Annotated in this window: 11 protein-coding genes; 8 read left to right on the top strand and 3 right to left on the bottom strand. The window is 72.2% G+C overall.

Annotation, left to right across the window (positions count from 1 at the left end; all coding sequences use genetic code 11):
* Nucleotides 1-25: 25 nt before the first annotated feature.
* Genes J2S44_RS17195 through J2S44_RS17185 form a run of 3 tightly spaced genes read left to right on the top strand, consistent with a single transcriptional unit; the run spans nt 26 to nt 2,798 of the window.
* A complete protein-coding gene (locus J2S44_RS17195) occupies nt 26-562 on the top strand; it encodes a PadR family transcriptional regulator (protein ID WP_310414718.1) in 537 nt (178 codons plus the stop codon).
* Nucleotides 559-1,245, top strand: a complete 687-nt coding sequence (locus J2S44_RS17190) for an ABC transporter ATP-binding protein (RefSeq protein WP_310414715.1) — start codon at nt 559-561, stop codon at nt 1,243-1,245. The genes J2S44_RS17195 and J2S44_RS17190 overlap by 4 nt, the downstream gene beginning before the upstream one ends.
* Complete coding sequence (locus tag J2S44_RS17185) at nt 1,242-2,798, top strand: FtsX-like permease family protein (RefSeq protein WP_310414712.1); 1,557 nt, start codon at nt 1,242-1,244, stop codon at nt 2,796-2,798. The genes J2S44_RS17190 and J2S44_RS17185 overlap by 4 nt, the downstream gene beginning before the upstream one ends.
* Before the next feature lie 42 nt (nt 2,799-2,840).
* On the opposite strand, the gene J2S44_RS17180 is transcribed toward J2S44_RS17185, so the two are convergent.
* Nucleotides 2,841-4,940: a S9 family peptidase gene (locus tag J2S44_RS17180; protein WP_310414710.1), complete on the bottom strand. Its 2,100-nt coding sequence runs from the start codon at nt 4,938-4,940 to the stop codon at nt 2,841-2,843.
* A 125-nt stretch (nt 4,941-5,065) separates the two neighbouring features.
* Between J2S44_RS17180 and J2S44_RS17175 the strand changes: the two genes are divergently transcribed.
* Nucleotides 5,066-6,331 carry an FAD-binding oxidoreductase gene (locus tag J2S44_RS17175; protein ID WP_310414706.1) on the top strand — a complete coding sequence of 422 codons (1,266 nt, stop codon included), beginning with the start codon at nt 5,066-5,068 and terminating at the stop codon, nt 6,329-6,331.
* Nucleotides 6,332-6,411: 80 nt separating this feature from the next.
* On the opposite strand, the gene J2S44_RS17170 is transcribed toward J2S44_RS17175, so the two are convergent.
* The gene (locus J2S44_RS17170; protein ID WP_310414704.1) at nt 6,412-8,460 is read right to left on the bottom strand and encodes a SpoIIE family protein phosphatase; all 2,049 of its coding nucleotides are present in this window, start codon (nt 8,458-8,460) and stop codon (nt 6,412-6,414) included.
* Between the two features lie 149 nt (nt 8,461-8,609).
* Here J2S44_RS17170 and J2S44_RS17165 point away from each other — a divergent pair, with 149 nt between their 5' ends.
* Nucleotides 8,610-13,037 (top strand): HAMP domain-containing protein, encoded by a 4,428-nt coding sequence (locus tag J2S44_RS17165; protein WP_310414701.1) that lies wholly within the window; start codon nt 8,610-8,612, stop codon nt 13,035-13,037.
* Nucleotides 13,037-13,591, top strand: a complete 555-nt coding sequence (locus tag J2S44_RS17160) for a response regulator (protein WP_310414698.1) — start codon at nt 13,037-13,039, stop codon at nt 13,589-13,591. The genes J2S44_RS17165 and J2S44_RS17160 overlap by 1 nt, the downstream gene beginning before the upstream one ends.
* A 102-nt stretch (nt 13,592-13,693) precedes the next feature.
* Here J2S44_RS17160 and J2S44_RS17155 read toward each other — a convergent pair whose 3' ends face one another.
* Entirely contained in the window at nt 13,694-14,017 is a 324-nt protein-coding gene (locus J2S44_RS17155; protein ID WP_310414696.1) for an STAS domain-containing protein, read from the bottom strand.
* A 153-nt stretch (nt 14,018-14,170) separates the two neighbouring features.
* Between J2S44_RS17155 and hemL the strand changes: the two genes are divergently transcribed.
* Both hemL and J2S44_RS17145 read left to right on the top strand, forming a co-directional pair.
* Nucleotides 14,171-15,481 carry a glutamate-1-semialdehyde 2,1-aminomutase gene (hemL, locus tag J2S44_RS17150; protein ID WP_310414693.1) on the top strand — a complete coding sequence of 437 codons (1,311 nt, stop codon included), beginning with the start codon at nt 14,171-14,173 and terminating at the stop codon, nt 15,479-15,481.
* Nucleotides 15,482-15,484: 3 nt separating this feature from the next.
* On the top strand, nt 15,485-16,135 hold the full coding sequence (locus J2S44_RS17145; RefSeq protein ID WP_310414690.1) for a histidine phosphatase family protein: 651 nt from the start codon (nt 15,485-15,487) through the stop codon (nt 16,133-16,135).

Genomic DNA, 16,135 nt, shown 5'->3' with positions numbered 1-16,135 from the left:
ATTCACTGAGTGAATAGTGGCGTCCATGTCCACCGGTCACGTGCTGCTGGGGTTACTGGCCACCGGCCCGAAGCACGGATACGAGCTCAAGCGGGCCCACGACGCGCACATGCCGCGGGCCAAGCCGCTGGCGTTCGGGCAGGTCTACGCGACGCTCGGGCGGCTCCAGCGGGACGGCCTGGTCACCGAGGGCGACCGCGACCGGGACGCCGGGCCGGAGCGCACCAGCTTCGCGCTGACCGACGCCGGCCGGGCGCGGCTCGACGAGTGGCTCACCGCGGTCGAGGCGCCGGCGCCGTTCGTGGCGAGCGAACTGCTGGCCAAGGTGGTCGTGGCGCTGCTCGCGGCGGACTCGCGACGGGCCGGCGACTACCTGGCGGCCCAGCGTGCGGCACATGCGGCCCGGTTGCGGGAGCTGACCGCGGCCAAGCTCGACCCGGAGTCGGCCCTCGGCGACGTGATCGCCGCCGACTTCGCCATCTCACATCTCGACGCCGACCTGCGCTGGATGGAGACCACCATCGCCCGCGTCGGCGAGCTGCAGCAGGGGGTTCAGGCATGACCGAGACCATCGTGGCCGCGCGGGGGCTGGTGAAGTCGTACGGTGCGTCGCCGGCGCTGCGCGGCGTGACGCTCGACGTCACGGCCGGTGAGATCGTGGCGGTGACCGGGCCGTCCGGCTGCGGCAAGTCCACGCTGCTGCACTGCCTGTCCGGCATCCTCCGGCCGGACGCCGGCGAGGTGCACTACCGTGACCAGCGTGTCGACCTGATGAGCGAGACGGTGCGGGCCCGGCTGCGCCGCTCCGAGCTCGGCGTGCTGTTCCAGTTCGGCCAGCTCGTCGCGGAGCTCACCGCGGCGGAGAACGTCTCGCTCCCGCTGCTGCTCGCCGGCGCCCCGCGGCGAGCGGCCCGGACCGCGGCGCTGACCTGGCTGGACCGGCTCGGCGTGGCCGACCTGGCCGACCAGCGCCCGGGCGAGATGTCCGGCGGGCAGCAGCAGCGGGTCGCGCTCGGCCGCGCGCTGGTCACCGAGCCGCGCGTGCTGTTCGCGGACGAGCCGACCGGCGCGCTGGACACGCTCGCCGGTGAGCAGGTGATGGGTCACCTGGTCCGGCTCGCCCGTGCGCAGAACACCACGGTCGTGCTGGTCACGCACGAGCCGCGGATCGCCGGCTACGCGGACCGGGAGATCGTCATGCGTGACGGCGAGATCACCATCGCGGCGATGGCGGCCGCCCGGTGAGCCCCGGCACCGCGCTGCGCCTGGCGCTCGCCGGCACCCGCACCGACACGCTGCGCGTGACGCTGACCGCGGTCAGTGCCGCGCTGGCCTCGATCGCCGTGCTCAGCGCCGCGACCGTGCTGACCATCCGCACGCCGGATGCCGGGGACGGCCTGAACCTGTCCCTTCGGTACCGGTCGGACCTGCTGCAGCAACCGGGTCTGCGCCCGGGGGTGGCGATCGCGCTGCTGCTGCTCTGCGTCCCGGTGCTGGCCCTGGCCGCGCAGTGTGCGCGGCTCGGCGCACCGGCCCGGGACCGGCGGCTGGCCGCGCTCCGGCTGGCCGGTGCCACACCCGGGCAGACGCTCGCGGTGATCACGACGGAGGCCGGCCTGGCCACGCTGATCGGCACGCTCGCCGGCCTGGTCGTCTTCCTCGGCGGGCACCGGCTGCTGGACCGGCGGAACGCGCGCGGCGAGCTGTGGCTGCCCACGGACGTGCTGCCGCCGGCCTGGGCGATCGTAGCGATCTGCGTGGCGCTGCCGGTGGCCGCGATGCTGATGGGCGCGCTGCTGCTGCGCCGGGTGCGGGTGACCCCGTTCGGCGTGGTCCGGCAGGCGACCCGGACCCGGACGCCGCGCACCTGGCCCGCGCCGATCCTGGCGCTCGGCGTCGCGCTGGTCCTCGGCCTCGCGCCGCTCACCGCGTGGGTCGCCGATCGCGCCCAGACCGCCGGTGAGTGGCTCGCCTACCTGGTCTTCGTCGCGGTCCCGCTGGTCATGGCGGTGTGCGTGATCGCCGGAACCGGGGCGATCGCGCACCTGGCCGGCGTGGCGCTGCGCCGGTGGGGGCGGGCACCGTCCACGTTGCTGGCCGGTGCGCGCCTGATGGCCGACCCGTGGAGCGGCAGCCGGGTGCTCGCCGCGCTGCTGGCCTGCGTGCTGGTCGGCGGGGTGTCGGTCGGTTTCCGGGCTCGGTTCCAGGCGATGGCCGACGCGGAGTGGGCGACGGACCGGCGGTGGATGGCGGCGACCGGCGAGCCGAGCCTGTCCGGCCCGCACCGGGACGGGTTCTACCTCAACGCGATGAACCTGGTGGACCTCGCGGTCGCGGTCGCCGTCGCCATCTCCGCCCTGGCGCTGCTGATCGCGGCCGCGGACGGCCTGGTGTCCCGCCGCCGCGCCTACGCGTCGCTGGTCGCGACCGGGGTGCCGCGCGGCGTGATCGCCCGGTCGGTGGTGTGGCAGGTGCTCACCCCGGCGGTGCCGGCGGTGCTGATCGCGGGCCTGTGCGGCTGGCTGGTCACGCGCAGTCTCGGGTCGAGGATCACGGCCGGCGGCATCCAGGGCACGATCTGCACGGTCGACGGGCCGATCTGCTTCGACCCGGTCGCGGGCGCGCCGTACCGGCGGGTGGTGGACATCGCGCCGGTCGTGTCGACCGTGCCCGTACCGGTGGAGGGTCTTGCGCTGCTGATCGGGGGCGCGCTGCTCGCGGTGCTGGCCACGGTCGGGATCAGCCTGCTCCTGCTGCGCAGCAGCACCGCGGTCGAGGAACTGCGCACCAGCTGGTGACGCGGGCCGGCCGGGTCGGGTGACCCGGCCGGCCCACGGCGGTCAGGCGCTCGCGCGGCCCAGCCGGTCGAGGATCCAGGCGAGCACGAACGCCTCTTCCTTCCACGCGTCGTAGCGGCCGCTCGGACCGCCGTGACCCGCGCCCATCTCCGTCTTGAGCAGGAACGTTCCGTCCGGCACCACGTGCCGGAGCCGGGCGATCCACTTCGCCGGCTCGTGGTAGAGCACGCGCGTGTCGTTGATCCCGGTCATCGCGAGGATCTGCGGGTACGCCTGCGCCGTCACGTTCTCGTACGGCGTGTACGACTTCATGTACTGGTACACCTCGGCCGACTCGAGCGGGTTGCCCCACTCCTCCCACTCGATCACGGTGAGCGGCAGCGACGGGTCGAGGATCGAGTTCAGCGCGTCCACGAACGGCACCTCGGCCACCACGCCGGTGAACGCGTCCGGCGCCAGGTTCGCGATCGCGCCCATCAGCAGGCCACCGGCGGAGCCGCCGCGCGCCACGATCCGGTCGGCGGACGTCCACCCGGCCTTGGTCACGTGCCGCGCGGCCGCGACGAAGTCGGTGAACGTGTTCTTCTTCGCCAGCAGCTTGCCGTCCTCGTACCACCGGCGGCCCATCTCCCCGCCGCCGCGCACGTGCGCGACCGCGAAGATCACGCCGCGGTCCAGCAGCGACAGGCGCGCGATCGAGAAGTACGGGTCCATGCTGGACTCGTACGAGCCGTAGCCGTAGAGCACCAGCGGGGCCTGACCGTCCCGGGCCACGCCCTTGCGGAACACCAGCGAGATCGGCACCCGGGTGCCGTCGTCGGCGAGTGCCCAGTCCCGGTGCTGCTCGTACGCGTCCGGGTCGAAGTCGCCCAGTACCGGCCGCCGCTTGCGCAGCGTCAGCGCGCGCGTCACCAGGTCGTAGTCGTAGACCGAGTCCGGCGTGACGAACGAGGTGTAGTGCAGCCGGATCGAGTTCGTCTCGTACTCCGGGTTGCCGGACAGCCCGACGTCGTAGAGCGGCTCCGGGAACTCCAGGTCGTAGCTGTCCGTGCTGCCGATCGGCAGCACGCGCACGCCGGTCAGCCCGTTCCTGCGCAGCGACACCACCAGGTGGTTCGTGAACGCGTCGACCGACTCCAGCCGGGTGCCCGGCTCGTGCGGGATCAGCGGCACCCAGTCGCCCGGGTTGTCCGCCGACGTGTACGCCAGCGCGAAGTCCTCCGCGCCGTCGTTGTGCAGGATCAGGAACCGGTGCCCGTGGTGCTCGACGGAGTACTCCACGCCCTGCCGGCGCGGCGCGATCAGGACCGGTTCGCTGAGCGGTGCGTGCGCCGGGATCGCCCGTACCTCACTGGTGATCTTGCTGCTCGCCTCGACCAGGACGAACTTCTCCGACCGGGTCAGGCCCACGCCCACCCAGAACCGCTCGTCCGGCTCCTCGAACACGATCGCGTCGTCGCCCGTGGGCGTGCCGATCACGTGCCGCCACACCCGGTACGGCCGCCACGCGTCGTCCACGGTCAGGTAGAACAGCACGGAACCGTCCGCGGACCAGGCGCTGCCGTAGGACACCTCGGGCACCGCGTCGGGCAGCACCTCGCCGGTGGTCAGGTCCTTGACGTGCAGCGTGAACCGTTCGTCGCCGGCGTAGTCCACCGAGTACGCCAGGCGCCGCCCGTCCGGGCTCACGTCGAACGTGCCGAGCGCGAAGAAGTCGTGCCCCTCGGCCAGCACGTTGCCGTCGAGCAGCACCTCCTCGCCGGCCAGCGGCGCGCCGTCGGCCGGGATCGGCGGGTCCGTCTCGCCGGGCGCGACCGCGCGCCGGCAGTGGATGCCGTACTGGCTGCCCTCGACCGTGCGGGAGTAGTACCAGTAGTCACCCTTGCGGGACGGCACGGAGAGGTCGGTCTCCTGGGTCCGCTCCTTGATCTCGTTGAAGATCTTCTCCCGCAGGCCGGCCAGGTGCGCGGTGACCGCGTCGGTGTACTCGTTCTCCGCGGTGAGGTACGCGATCGTCTCCGGATCGTCCTTCGCGGTCAGCCAGGCGTATGGGTCCACGACCGTGTCGCCGTGGTGGGTGCGCTCGGTCGGCACCCGCTTCGCGATCGGCGGTCGGGCGTGGGCAGGCGTTTCGGTGGTCACGCCTGCCCACGTTACCGGCGCCGCACCGAGCGTCGCTTCAGGACTTGCACAACCGTGTTCGAACGTGTGTACGATAAGCCGCCGTTGCCGACTGGGGGTCGTTGCGGACAGGGGAAAAAAGAATCATGGGATCGAGCGCCGACGACGCGATCCTGCGTCACCTCATGGAGATCTGCGGCCCGCAGTTCGCCCGGCCGGGCGGGCCCGCCGACGCCGTCGCCGGCATCGAGCCTCGCTGGGTCGCCGCGCCACCGCACACCCAGGGCGCCGCCGAGGTGCTGCGCCGCGCCGCGCGTGACGGCCTCGGGGTCACCGCGCGCGGTGCCGGCTCGAAGATCGAGTGGAGCGTGCCGCCGCACGGCCTCGACCTGATGCTGGACACCGGCCGCCTCGCCGGGCTGCGCCGCCACGCCGAGCCCGACCTGCTGGTCGAGGTGGGCGCCGGCACACCGCTGCGCGCGGTCCAGACCGTGCTGGCCGGCGTCAACCGCCGGCTGGCCATCGACCCGCCCTCCGCGGGCCCGACGATCGGCGGCGTGCTCGCGACGGACGAGACCGGTCCGCTCCGCCACCGCTGGGGCTCGCCGCGGGAGCAGATCCTGCGACTGCGCTGCCTCACCGTCGAGGGCGAGCCGCTGGAGCTCACCGGCGACGCGGTGCGGGCGTTCGGCGACGCCGGCGGCTTCCCCGGCCGGGTCGAGGGCATCCCCGCCGGGTTGCTCGGCGGTTTCCCACGCCGGCCCGCCCGGCTCGCCGGCTGCGCCGACCCGCTGCCCGGCATCATCACGTCCGCCACGCTGCGCGTGCTGCCGCGGCCCGGCGCGCGTCTCTGGGTCTCCCGGACGCTGGCGAGCCCGTCCGAGGCCCGCGACCTGGTCCTCGGCATCCGGAGCTCGGCCGTGCACCCGGACGCGGTCGAGATCGACCTGCCGGCCGGCCGCCCGGCCGGCATCCCGCGGCAGCGCACCGTCCGCGAGACGGCCGGCACGCTCTCCGTGCTGCTCGAGGGCGACCCCGCGCCGGTCGGTGTGCGCGCCGCGGTCCTGGTCGACCTGCTCGGCGGCGACGCCCGCCCGGAGAGCACGCCACCGGTCTGGTGGGGGCGGGCGCCGTTCGACGCCGGCGAGGTCGGCCTGCGCATCGACATGCCCCCGGCCGACCTGCACGCCGCCGTCTACGCGCTCCGCGACGCGGTCGGCACCCCGGTCCCGGTCCGCGGCCGGGCCGGCGTCGGCGTCATCCACGCCGCCCTGCCCGCCACGCTCAGCCCCGCCCGCGTCTCCGCCGTCCTCGACGCCCTCCGCGGCATCCTGCTGGCCCGCGACGGCACCTGCACCGTCCTCTCCGCCCCGGCCCCGGTCCGCGCGGCCGTCAAGCCGTGCGGCCCGTGACCGGCCCGCGGGCCAGCCCGCGGTGATCGTGACGCACGGCGTGGCCGACAGGTTCCCGGGGCCGCACCCGCCACGGTCCGCTATGGATCGTTGCGCAGCACCAGGATGGCGATGTCGTCGCGGGGCGGGTCTATCGAGAAGCCGATCGCGGTGGTACGCAGGCGGGCCGCCACCACGTCCGCGGAGTAGCCGGCCAGCGGGCCGGCGGCGGCGCGCAGCCGTTCCGGGCCGAAGAGCTCCCGGCCGCGACGGCGTTCGGTGACGCCGTCGGTGTAGAAGACGAGCGCGTCCCCCTGGCCGATCCGGACCTCGGTGGCCGGCGACGCGATCGCGTCGATCAGCCCGAGCGCGGTGCCGCCGGTGCCGACGAACACGGCCCGGCCGTCCGCGTGGATCAGCACCGGGCGGTCGTGGCCGGCCAGGTAGAGCGTGGTGTCGAGCAGGCCGTCGGCGGACCGGCCGACCGCGGCCAGCGCGAGCGTGCAGTAGCGTCCGCCGCCGCGCTCGACCAGCGTGTCGTTGAGGCGGGCGAGCACCTCGGGCAACGGCTTGCCGTCCCGGGCCAGCACCCGGATCACGTCGCGGACCAGGCCGGTCACGGCCGCGGCCTGGACGCCCTTGCCGGAGACGTCGCCGACCACGACCAGCCAGCGGCCGTCGGGCAGCGGCATCACGTCGTAGAAGTCGCCGCCGACCTCGATGTCCGAGCCGGTCGGCACGTACTCCGCGGCGAACCCGATGCCGGGCACCACCGGCAGCACCGGCGGCAGCAGCGACTGCTGGAGCGTCCGCGCGACCCGGCGGCGTTCGTCGTGGATGCGCGCGTTGTCGATGGCGAGCCCGGCCCGGCGGGCCACGTCCTCCAGCACCGCGATCTCGTCCGGGTCGTGCCGCTGACGGTTGTGCCGGCCGACCGCGAGCGTGCCGAGCGCCTGGCCGCGCGCGATCAGCGGCAGCGCGATGCCGTCCGTGGGCGCGCCGAGCGGTGCCTGCCCGCCGGTGCGGGAGACCTCGCGCAGCCGGGCCAGCGCGGAGTCCGGCCCGCTCTCCTTGAGCGCGGCGTGCAGCTGGGGGAGCGCGGACTCGTCCGCGTGGATCGCGGTGGCCAGCTCCAGCCGGCCCCACTCGTCCGTGGTGTGCACCGCGCACCACTGGCCCAGCCGCGGCACGACCAGCTGCGGGATGAGCGCCATGGTGAGTTCCACGTCGAGCGACTGGGCGAGCAGCTCACTGGCCTCGGCGAGGAACGTGAGCCAGGTCTGCCGGCGCAGGTCGGCGCGGCGCAGCCGGTCGTTCTCCAGGTGCAGCGAGAGCCGTTCGGCGACGAGCGTGGCCAGCGGCGCGGCGTAGCCGGAGGGCGCGGCGTCGAGTTCGAGCTCGCCGTTGTACGGCCGGTGCACGGTCAACGGCACGCGCACGGTGGGCACGTCGGCGCGGGGTGCCCGGCCGTACCGGGCGAGCTGCTGCTGGCCGCCGCCGTCGCCCCGGTCCAGGCGGACCACGCCGCCGGCCGCGCCGACCAGCTCGCAGACCCGGGCGAGCAGGTCCGCGGCGAAGTCGCCGAGCGCGTCGTCGCCGTACGGGTCCGGCACCGACTGCAGCAGCGTGGCGAGCGCCTTCGCGCTGGGCGCCGCGCCGGTGCTCTCCGGCGCGCCGATCTCCGGCAGCCGGCCGCCGGAAGCGGCCGGGACCTTGCGGTCGAGGCGGAACCAGACGCCCTTGCCGTGGCGGAGGTGGGTGGTGCCCCAGCGGCTGGAGAAGTGATCGACGAGCAGCAGTCCGCGCCCCCGCTCGGACACTTCCGAAATATCAGTTTCTTCGGTACGCGGACGCGCGGTCAGCGTCTCCAGTTGCCCGGCCGCGAAGTCGGTGACCGTCACGGTGAGCCCGTGCCCGTCCGCGACGACCTCTATCTCCAGCTCGGTCCGCGCGTGCACGACCGCGTTCGTGGACAGCTCGGTGGTCAGCAGCAACGCCTCGTTGAGCAGCTCGTCCAGGCCGCCCTCGGTGAGCACCGCGCGCACCACCGCCCGCGCCGCGGCCGGTGTCCGGCGGTCCGCGGGCAACCGCACCCGGCGTACGTGCTCCTGCCGGACGCTGTCCGGCCCGACACTGGCCTCGGCTGACACGCTTGCATCCTCCACTGAAAGGTGGGTCCTCACCAAGCTGGACGCTCGCACCTGATGGGTGAAAGGCGCAATGATGACATGGTCGACCCCGCGATCCGCGTGGTAAGACGCCCGGACAAGCCCCGAACCGCGAGTTGCGAGGACCTTCCATGACTACGGCGAAACAGACCCGCGCTGCCGCAGTCGCGGCCGAACCTGTGAGCACCGTCACTCACCCGTCCGAGGAGGCGGCCTTCCTGGCCGAGCTGGCGGACGCGCTCCGGGACGTGCGACGGGGCGACCTGAGGGTGCGCCTGCCCCGGCGCAGCGGCCCGGCGGCCGAGGTGGCGGACGCGTTCAACGAGGTCGTCTCGCTGCAGGAGCGGCAGAACCTGGACGTGCGCCGGATCAGCCGGATCGTCGGCCGGGACGGCCAGCTCGCGGAACGACTGGACGACGAGGCGTACGAGGGTGACTGGGCCAAGTGGGCGCGCGCGATCAACTCGTTGATCGACGACCTGGGCCGGCCGACCACGGAGATCGCCCGCGTGATCGTGGCCGTGGCCGAGGGCGACCTGTCGCAGCACATGGCGCTGGAGATGGACGGCCGGCCGCTGCGCGGTGAGTTCCTGCGCATCGGCCGCACCGTGAACACGATGGTGGACCAGCTGAGCAGCTTCGCCGACGAGGTCACCCGGGTCGCCCGGGAGGTGGGCACCGAGGGCAAGCTGGGCGGCCAGGCCGACGTGCGCGGCGTCTCCGGCACCTGGAAGGACCTCACCGACTCGGTGAACACGATGGCGTCGAACCTGACGCACCAGGTGCGGTCGATCTCCGACGTGGCCGGTGCGATCGCGCGCGGCGACCTGTCCCAGAAGATCACCGTCTCCGCGAAGGGCGAGGTCGCGGAACTGGCCTCCACGATGAACGGCGTGACCGACACGCTCCGGCTGTTCGCCGAGCAGGTCACCAGGGTGGCCCGCGAGGTGGGCACGGAGGGCAAACTCGGCGGCCAGGCCGAGGTGCCGAACGTGGCCGGCACCTGGAAGAACCTCACCGACTCGGTGAACTCGATGGCCTCCAACCTGACCGCGCAGGTCCGCAACATCGCCCAGGTCTCCACCGCGGTGGCGAACGGCGACCTGAGTCAGAAGATCACCGTGCAGGCCCAGGGCGAGATCCTGGAGCTGAAGGACACGGTCAACACGATGGTGGACCAGCTGAGCAGCTTCGCCGACGAGGTCACCCGGGTGGCCCGTGAGGTGGGCATCGAGGGCAAGCTCGGCGGTCAGGCCCAGGTCCGTGGTCTGGCCGGCACCTGGCGCGACCTCACGGAGAACGTGAACCAGCTGGCCGGCAACCTGACGTCGCAGGTGCGCAACATCTCCCAGGTCTCCACCGCGGTGGCGAAGGGTGACCTGTCGCAGAAGATCACCGTTGATGCCCGCGGCGAGATCCTGGAGCTGAAGAACACCGTCAACACGATGGTGGACCAGCTGAGTTCGTTCGCCGACGAGGTCACCCGGGTGGCCCGCGAGGTGGGCACGGAGGGCAAGCTCGGCGGTCAGGCCCAGGTGAAGGGCGTCAGCGGCACCTGGCGCGACCTGACCGACAACGTGAACTCGATGGCCTCCAACCTGACCGCGCAGGTCCGCAACATCGCGTCCGTCACCACCGCGGTCGCGAAGGGTGACCTGTCGCAGAAGATCACCGTCGACGCCCGCGGCGAGATCCTGGAGCTCAAGTCCACGGTCAACACGATGGTGGACCAGCTGAGTTCGTTCGCCGACGAGGTCACCCGGGTGGCCCGCGAGGTGGGCACCGAGGGCAAGCTCGGCGGTCAGGCGCAGGTGCGCGGCGTGGCCGGCACGTGGCGCGACCTGACCGACAACGTGAACTTCATGGCGTCCAACCTGACGTCCCAGGTGCGCAACATCTCCCAGGTCTCCACGGCCGTCGCCCGCGGTGACCTGTCGCAGAAGATCACCGTCGACGCGCAGGGCGAGATCCTGGAGCTCAAGTCCACGGTCAACACGATGGTCGACCAGCTGAGCAGCTTCGCCGACGAGGTCACCCGGGTGGCCCGCGAGGTGGGCACCGAAGGAAAGCTCGGCGGCCAGGCCCAGGTGAAGGGCGTCAGCGGCACCTGGCGCGACCTGACCGACAACGTGAACTCGATGGCCTCCAACCTCACCTCCCAGGTGCGGAACATCGCGTCCGTCACCACCGCGGTCGCCCGCGGTGACCTGTCGCAGAAGATCACCGTCGACGCGCAGGGCGAGATCCTGGAGCTCAAGTCCACCGTCAACACGATGGTCGACCAGCTGAGCAGCTTCGCCGAGGAGATCACCAGGGTCGGCCGGGAGGTCGGCATCGAGGGCAAGCTCGGCGGCCAGGCCCGGGTGCGTGGCGTGGCCGGCACCTGGCGCGACCTGACCGAGAACGTCAACCAGCTCGCCTCCGCGCTCACCACCCAGCTGCGCGCGATCGCCCAGGTCTCCACGGCCGTGACCCGCGGCGACCTGTCGCAACGGATCGCGGTCGAGGCGATGGGCGAGATCGCGGAGCTGAAGGACAACATCAACCAGATGGTGATGACGCTCCGCGACACCACGAAGAAGAACGCGGAGCAGGGCTGGCTCGACTCCAACCTGGCCCGCATCGGTGGCCTGCTGCAGGGCCAGCGGGACATCAGCGAGGTCTGCCGCATGATCATGCATGAGGTGACGCCGCTGGTGGAGGGCCACGTCGGCGCGTTCTTCATGATCGATCACGGGGACGCGAACCACAGCGACGCGGCCACCCGGCTGCGGCTGATCGCCTCCTACGGCTACGTGGCCCGGGACAACGAGGTCACGTTCGCGCCCGGCGAGGGGCTGGTCGGGCAGGCCGCGATCTCCCGCGACATGATCCGGGTCGGCGCCGCAGCGGACCAGCGCCTGGTGATCCGCTCCGGCATCGCCCAGACGCCCCCGGCCGACCTGGTGATCGTCCCGGTGATCTTCGAGGGTGAGCTGCTCGGCGTGATCGAGTTCGCCGCGGTCAGCCCGTTCTCCGACCTGCACCTGTCGTTCCTGCGCCGCCTGGTCGGCACGATCGGCATCGCGCTGAACACGATCCAGGCCAACCGGCGCACCGAGCAGCTGCTCGCCCAGTCGCAGCGGCTGGCGCACGAGATGCAGGAGCAGTCGGCCGAGCTGCAGCGGACGAACGCGGAGCTGGAGGACAAGGCGAAACTGCTGTCCGAGCAGAAGGGCAACATCGAGACGAAGAACCGCGAGATCGAGATGGCCCGGATCGGCCTGGAGGAGAAGGCGCAGCAGCTGTCCCGGGCGTCCGCGTACAAGTCGGAGTTCCTGGCGAACATGAGCCACGAGCTGCGTACCCCGCTGAACTCGCTGTTGCTCCTGGCCCGGCTGCTCGCGGACAACTCGGAGGAGAACCTGACCGCGAAGCAGATCGAGTTCGCCCGGACGATCCACAGCGCGGGCTCGGACCTGCTCAGCCTGATCGACGACATCCTGGACGTCTCCAAGATCGAGGCGGGCCGGATGGACGTGGAGCCGAGCGAGCTGGCGCTGGACGAGGTGTGCGGCTACGTCGAGCAGGCGTTCAAGCCGCAGGCCGAGGAGAAGGGCCTGGACTTCTCGGTGACGCTCGCGGACGACCTGCCGCAGTCGATCGTCACGGACGCGCAGCGGCTCCAGCAGATCCTCCGCAACCTGATCTCGAACGCGGTCAAGTTCACCGACGCCGGCGCGGTCAGCCTGAGCATCGGCTACGCGCCGTCCGAGCTGCGCTTCGAGGTGCCGTCGCTGATGTCCGCGGACCGGGTGATCGCGTTCACGGTCACCGACACCGGCATCGGCATCTCCGACGACAAACTGTCGCTGATCTTCGAGGCGTTCCAGCAGGCGGACGGCACGACCAGCCGCAAGTACGGCGGCACCGGCCTCGGCCTGTCGATCAGCCGCGGCTTCGCGAACCTGCTCGGCGGCCTGATCACGGTCTCGTCCGCGCCCGGCCACGGCTCCACGTTCACGCTCTACGTGCCGGACGTGCTGGTCCCGGACGCGGTGGTTCCGGTGCCCGCGTCGCAGCCGGCCCCGATCCAGACGGTTCCGTCCGGCCCGGTGCCGTCGATCGCGATGCCGATGCTGACCACGCCGATCGAGGAGGAGCGCAGCGCCCCCGGCAGCCGCCAGCTGGACGGCGCCACCGTGCTGATCATCGATGACGACGTGCGGAACGTGTTCGCGTTGACCAGCGCGCTGGAGCTGCACGGCATGACCGTGCTCTACTCGGACAACGGCGCCGACGGCGTCCGTCTGCTGGCCGAGCACCCGGAGGTCGACATCGTCCTGATGGACGCGATGATGCCGGACCAGGACGGGTACGAGACCACCCGCAGCATCCGCCGCAACCATCGCTTCGCGGAGCTGCCCGTCGTGTTCCTCACGGCGAAGGCGATGCCCGGCGACCGCGAGTCCGCACTCGCGGCCGGGGCCAGCGACTACATCACCAAGCCGGTCGACCTGGACGAGCTGATCTCGCTGATGGCGGCCTGGGTCAACGGCAGCGGTCGGGAGATCAACTGATGACGGACGTGGCGAAGGCCCTGCTGGTCGACGACCGCCGGGAGAACCTGCTGGCCCTGGAGGCGATCCTCCAGGGCATCGCGGTGCACCCGGTGGCCGTGGAGAGCGGCGAGGCCGCCCTGAAGCAACTGATGATGGACGACTTCGCGGTCATCCTGCTCGACGCCCAGATGCCCGACATGGACGGGTTCGAGACGGCCGGTCACATCAAGCGCCGCGAGCGCACCCGGCACGTACCGATCATCTTCCTGACCGCCGCCGACCGCGACTCCCACCTCGCGGTCCGCGGCTACTCGGTCGGCGCCGTCGACTACCTGACCAAGCCGCTCGACCCCTGGGTCCTGCGCGCCAAGGTCTCCGTCTTCGTCGACCTCTGGTCCAAGAACCGCCAGCTCCAGCTCCAGGCCGAGACGGTCCGCGAACGCGAGGCCCAATGGTCCTCACTCACCGAGGCCGTCGACGAGTCCCTCACCCTGCTCCGCGACGGCTCCGCCGACCCCGAGGCCGTCGCCCGCGCGGTCCGCGTCCTGGAGAAGGCCCGCTGGGGCAGCTGACAACCCGTCCGAGCCGGGCCGGCGGGCCCGGCCGGCGGTGCGGGAAGGCCGGACAGCCGCCTCCGAAGCCGCAGGTCCCGCACGGCCCGGCCCAGCTGGGTGCTACGACGCCTGGATCATCAGGGCTGAGCGCAGCCCGGTGATGTCGAGGACGCGGAGGAGGAAGTCGCCGACGTTGGTCAGGATGAGGACGCTCTGGGCGAACGACGCCTTTCGGGACAGCACGACCAGCGTGCCGAGGCCCTGGGAGTCGCAGAATGTGATGCCGCCCATGTCGAGGATGATCCGCGGCGGGGGATCGGCCACCATTTCGTTCACGATGCTCGATAGCTTGTTCACCGTGAGCATGTCGATTTCCCCGGCGAGCTTGAGAACGACTTCGCCGGGGGTCCGCTGTAGTGCGATGGACAGCTCCGGACGCTCCACGCGATCAGCCTATCGCGATCTGGTCTCGCTAGCCTGTTGAGAAACCCGTCCGGGGGTGTCGGCAGGTCCCGCCATCGCACCCGGTGACACGGACAACTCCTGGTCAGGGGTGGTTGCCCGGGTTGCGCCGGGCGCTGACAGAATGGGCGAACCGTGAGCGACTCACACATTGCCGAGGCACCCGCCTCCGAGGCCCTGTTCGACCGTGCCAAGGCCATCGTGCCGGGCGGGGTCAACTCTCCCGTGCGTGCGTTCCGCGCGGTCGGGGGCACGCCGCGGTTCATGGTCCGCGGCGAGGGCCCGTGGATGTTCGACGCCGACGGCAACCGCTACGCGGACCTGGTCTGCTCCTGGGGCCCGCTGATCCTGGGTCACGCGCACCCCGAGGTGATCGCGGCGGTGCAGGCCGCGGCCGCGAAGGGCACCAGCTTCGGCACGCCCACGCCCGGCGAGGTCGAGCTGGCCGAGGAGATGGTCGCGCGCACCGGGGTGGACGCGATCCGCCTGGTCAACTCCGGCACCGAGGCCACCATGTCGGCGATCCGGCTGGCCCGCGGCTTCACCGGCCGCTCGAAGATCGTCAAGTTCGCCGGCTGTTACCACGGGCACGTGGACGCGCTGCTGGCCGCGGCCGGTTCCGGCGTCGCCACGCTGGCGCTGCCGGACTCGCCCGGCGTGACCGGCGCGAGCGCGGCCGAGACGATCGTGGTGCCGTACAACGACGTCGCCGCCGTGGAGGAGGCCTTCGCCGGCAACCCGGACATCGCCGCGATCATCACGGAGGCGGTGCCGGGCAACATGGGCGTGGTCCCGCCGGTCGACGGGTTCAACCAGACGCTCGCGGACATCGCGCACCGGCACGGCGCGCTGCTGATCGTCGACGAGGTGATGACCGGCTTCCGGCTCTCCCGCAACGGCTGGACCGGCCTCGACCCGGTCGCGGCCGACCTCTTCACCTACGGCAAGGTGATGGGCGGTGGCCTGCCCGCGGCCGCGTTCGGCGGTCGCCGCGAGGTGATGGACCGGCTGGCCCCGGCCGGCCCGGTCTACCAGGCCGGCACGCTCTCCGGGAACCCGCTGGCCTGCGCGGCCGGGCTGACCACGCTGCGGCTCGCGGACGACGCGGTCTACGCGACGCTGAACGCGACCGCGGCCACGATCGGCGAGCTGGCCACGAAGGCGCTGACCGAGGCGGGCGTGCCGCACCGGCTCTCCACGGCCGGCAGCATGTTCTCGATCTTCTTCACGGACGCCGAGGTCACCGACTACGCGTCCGCGAAGCGGCAGGACGCGGAGGCGTTCAAGGCGTTCTTCCACGAGATGCTCGCGCTCGGCGTGTACCTGCCGCCCAGCGCGTTCGAGTCGTGGTTCGTCTCGACCGCGATCGACGACGAGGCACTGGAGACCATCGCTGCGGCACTCCCGCGGGCCGCCCGTGCGGCCGCGGCGAGCCGAAGGGGGTAAGGCGTGACGAGCAAGACCGTCGTGCACGTGCTGCGGCACGGTGAGGTGCACAACCCGGAGAAGATCCTTTACGGCCGGCTCCCCGGTTACCACCTCTCCGAGCTGGGCGTCCAGATGGCGAAGGCGGCGGCGCAGGCCGTCGCCGAGCGGGACATCACGCACGTGGTGGCCAGCCCGCTGGAGCGCGCGCAGCAGACCGCCGAGCCGATCGCGGCGCAGTTCGGGCTGCCGATCGCGGTGGACGACCGGCTGATCGAGAGCGCGAACTGGTTCGAGGGCAAGCGCGTCTCGGTCGGCGACGGCTCGCTGCGTGACCCGCGGAACTGGTGGGTGATGCGCGACCCGGTGACCCCGTCCTGGGGCGAGGCGTACACGCTGATCGCGAAGCGGATGTACGCGGCGCTGGAGGCCGCGCGCGTCGAGGCCGAGGGGCACGAGGCGCTCTGCGTGTCGCACCAGCTGCCGATCTGGACGCTGCGCAACCACGTGGAGCGCAAGCGCCTCTGGCACGACCCGCGCAAGCGCCAGTGCGGCCTGGCCAGCCTCACCTCGTTCCACTTCGAGGGCGCCAGGATCGTCGGTGTCATGTACTCGGAGCCGGCCGCGCACCTGATCGCGATGTCGCCCACCGCCCGGACGGCCAAGGGGGCCTGA

The organism is Catenuloplanes niger, assembly GCF_031458255.1.
Taxonomy (GTDB): domain Bacteria; phylum Actinomycetota; class Actinomycetes; order Mycobacteriales; family Micromonosporaceae; genus Catenuloplanes; species Catenuloplanes niger.
The sequence above is the reverse complement of the archived record's forward strand: the minus strand, read 5'-3'. Positions and strand labels throughout refer to the sequence as shown.